The 2,832-nt window shown below is 59.1% G+C and carries 4 protein-coding genes and 2 pseudogenes; 3 read left to right on the top strand and 3 right to left on the bottom strand.

Translation table 11 applies throughout. The features are described from left to right. A partial coding sequence (locus tag P0D89_RS52035) for an IS3 family transposase (RefSeq protein WP_408370620.1) occupies window positions 1-205 on the top strand: 205 nt, incomplete at its 5' end. Between the two features lie 391 nt (window positions 206-596). Here P0D89_RS52035 and P0D89_RS52030 read toward each other — a convergent pair. Then, the gene (locus P0D89_RS52030; protein ID WP_408370622.1) at window positions 597-782 is read right to left on the bottom strand and encodes a hypothetical protein; all 186 of its coding nucleotides are present in this window, start codon (window positions 780-782) and stop codon (window positions 597-599) included. Here P0D89_RS52030 and P0D89_RS52025 point away from each other — a divergent pair. Together P0D89_RS52025 and P0D89_RS52020 are read left to right on the top strand one after the other, a co-directional pair. Further along, window positions 730-921, top strand: a pseudogene (locus P0D89_RS52025) (transposase domain-containing protein); the annotation flags it as partial. The gene P0D89_RS52030 and the pseudogene P0D89_RS52025 overlap by 53 nt on opposite strands. A gap of 517 nt (window positions 922-1,438) precedes the next feature. Next, the gene (locus P0D89_RS52020; protein WP_408370618.1) at window positions 1,439-1,636 is read left to right on the top strand and encodes a hypothetical protein; all 198 of its coding nucleotides are present in this window, start codon (window positions 1,439-1,441) and stop codon (window positions 1,634-1,636) included. Window positions 1,637-1,915: 279 nt separating this feature from the next. Here P0D89_RS52020 and P0D89_RS52015 read toward each other — a convergent pair. Both P0D89_RS52015 and P0D89_RS52010 read right to left on the bottom strand, forming a co-directional pair. Continuing rightward, a pseudogene (locus P0D89_RS52015) lies at window positions 1,916-2,074 on the bottom strand (IS30 family transposase); the annotation flags it as partial. 18 nt (window positions 2,075-2,092) lie between these two features. Continuing rightward, window positions 2,093-2,452 (bottom strand): GntR family transcriptional regulator, encoded by a 360-nt coding sequence (locus tag P0D89_RS52010; protein ID WP_408370616.1) that lies wholly within the window; start codon window positions 2,450-2,452, stop codon window positions 2,093-2,095. Window positions 2,453-2,832 lie beyond the last annotated feature (380 nt).

Below are 2,832 nucleotides of genomic sequence, written 5' to 3'. Positions count from 1 at the left end.
GGCGATGGAGCGGTTCTTCCTGAAGCTGAAGATGGAACGCGTGTGGCAGCGTCAGTACGTCAGCCACGATGAAGCACGGCGCGACATCAACCAGTACATCATCGCTTTCTACAATCCGGTGCGCTTGCACTCGACTTTGGGCCATCTGTCGCCCGCTGCCTACGAGGCGAAACCGACATTGAACCTATCTGCCTGTCCGAAATAACTTGACCAGCACACTCCAAGGTGGATGAATTTCCGTTGGGCGTAAACAGAGAAAAGGTGTCGTCTACTTTCCGCTGTCCAGCGCTGTACCCTGTCATGAGGGCCTTGGCCTCCGCCGCGAAAGCCGCCATGCACAGCGCGTGAAAACGAGGGGCGCTCGCCCGATGAATCGTAGACCGCCGTTGCTTTGCCAAATGGCAACTCGTCGCTCATCAGTTTTTGCGTGCCTTCACGTTCACGACGGGCAGCATCGTCGGCTGAGCAGTCAGTGCGTTAAAACCGGACAGGCGGCCGAGGCAAAACCGTATGTCCGGAACCAATAGCGGTGGCGCCGGCCGCACGGTCCGCGCCTTGGGAATCGCTCCTGCAATGTCAAGATTCGGCAGCCGAACTTACGAGCGCGCGTGCGGGCAGTGACCGCCGAACACCTCCGGTACATGGGGCACGCCGGTCGCGGTCTTCGGCAACACCAGCGATACGATCACGCTGCAAAGCGGCACGATGACCGATCGCTGTCGGCCGCAACATTGGCTGGTTGCCGGCTCGTTGCGTGCCGGACGCCGCGCGGCTGCGGTCATGAGTCTGATCCAGCCGGCATGGATGAACGGCCACGATCCCTACGCCTATCTCAGGGACGCTCTCACCCGGTTGCCTGCGCAACCGGCCAGTCGCCTCGAAGAGCTTCTACCTCATCATTGGCGCCCAGCGACGGCCTAACCCGCATCACTGTCGTCAAGACGGGATCGCCAGCCGCTTAGGGCTAACGCGGTCCGCAGTGAGTGCGCGTTGGCATCCGCATGGTATTGGGGTAACCGAAAGATGAACGCGTTCGCCGACGCTGGCCTGCTCCTGGAGATCAGCAGGGCAATCAATCTGGGCGGTCCGACGTCAACGTGAACCCCGGGCAGTACGCGCAGCTGCTCGCGCTGAACAATGCAGCAAAGAAAGTGTCAGGAATCGCGTGAACGAAAAAAGTCCCCGCCGGCGGGGACTTGCGGCGACTGGCACAACAACAATGCGCACAAGGAGCCTGAGGTAAGGAGGCCAGCATGATACCGACCTGAGGTGCGAAGACGAAGACCATAGCTCGCTAGAGATATTTGCTGCAGGACCGTCACTATGTCGCTGCTGGTCTCGGATAAGACGCGCGGCCTTCGGGACGAAGGCAAATCAATCGTCGGCAGAAAACTACGCGCCGTGCTAGTGTGGTCGCCTTTCGCTAAAAGGAGAGTCTATGAATATCGGCCAAATCGCTAGCAGCGTAGCTATGCAGGTCATGCAACAACCCTCGTCTTTAGGCAATGGTGCGGCTGGTTCGCCCCAGCGCGGTGCGCTTGCGCTCGTCGAAGCCGCCACCGCCACCGCCACCGCCACCGCGCCGCAGGTTAGTTCGAACGGCATGGTTGGCAGCATCATTGATACCGTTGCCTGATCGGACGCGATCATCTAGTATTTCGTGCCGTCCATAATGTTGTTGTAGTGCGGATCGACCGGGATAAAACCGCCTTGGTTTATCCCGCCTCTAGCATTTTTAGCGGGATTAGCGTTAGCAACGGTCCCACGAGTCATTAGCATCCGCTAACACTATGGGCGGCCACCATGCGGTACGGCGGTGCCCGGCCAACTCAAATTGACGGCAAATCCGTCAAGAAGCAGTACCTCGCCGCGCGGGGCCGGAAATATCTCGAACATTGCACGAACTGGCAGCCGGGAGACGGCCTTCCCAATGACCAGGGAGCAGTCGGTCTTCGATTTCGGGTGGCCGCACATGAATGCTGACCATATCCGGAATCTGTCCGCGCCGGTCTGTGCCCCGTGTGCGCGGCATACGCGTGCTGTGGCCGCGGCGCAGGCAGGCAATGAGCTGACGGTATCGTGACAAAGCCGCTTACAGGGATGAGGCGAGTACCACAGTTCCATGGCGTCTGTCGCCGCTCGTGAGCCCCCGTTGCCTGGTTTCGCGGAAGGCCCGGTTGACCGTATTTACATGTAGCCCCAGCAAATCAGCAAGCATTCGCTGTGGTGGAAGTCTGTCGCCGGCTTGAACCGAACCCGCCCGGATGGCCAGTTCGATGGCATCGGCCAAAGCCAGGTACGCGGGGCCAGCCCATGGGGCGAGCGGAAAAATGGATTTGTTCATGCTGGTCTTCCAGGAATAACGACTCACTATCGTTTCAAGCCCGCGGACATAACGGATTTTCTCGACGATCGCCATGCTGGTGAATGCTCCCAGTCGCGTGATCGCCATACTGTTCCTGCCCTCAAGCAAAACCCGTTCGCAGCGTTTCCACTGAAACGGGTTCCTCGAATCGACAGATTGCCGCGCGCGGCGATGTGTGGCCTAACCTGCCACGCGCGGCTCAAGCCGATCAAAACGGCATTGCCCCTTTGGCGCCGGGAGATGCCGCGAACGCAAGCGCGGCGACGCCAGCGCATGCCGCGAGGACGACTGGGACTTTTGAAACATAACGTCGTTCGGACGCTCGCTGCTTTTTCATTTCCACTCCGTTAGTAAGCTTGAGCAGTTTCCACAACCTTACTTACAGAGCATGACTGCGGCGAGACAGTAACGCTTCAATTGTCTTACTGCCACACTCCGACCGCGCAAAAATTGGCATTGTCAAATTA

The sequence above is a fragment of the Paraburkholderia sp. RL18-085-BIA-A genome, from assembly GCF_046027075.1.
GTDB lineage: Bacteria > Pseudomonadota > Gammaproteobacteria > Burkholderiales > Burkholderiaceae > Paraburkholderia.
This window is presented reverse-complemented; position numbering and strand designations above follow the sequence as displayed.

Bases quoted from the DNA above. Each gene is read 5' to 3' on its own strand.
- P0D89_RS52030 (WP_408370622.1), bottom strand. From the start codon at position 782: ATGACCGCAGCCGCGCGGCGTCCGGCACGCAACGAGCCGGCAACCAGC.
- P0D89_RS52010 (WP_408370616.1), bottom strand. From the start codon at position 2,452: ATGGCGATCACGCGACTGGGAGCATTCACCAGCATGGCGATCGTCGAG.
- P0D89_RS52020 (WP_408370618.1), top strand. From the start codon at position 1,439: ATGAATATCGGCCAAATCGCTAGCAGCGTAGCTATGCAGGTCATGCAA.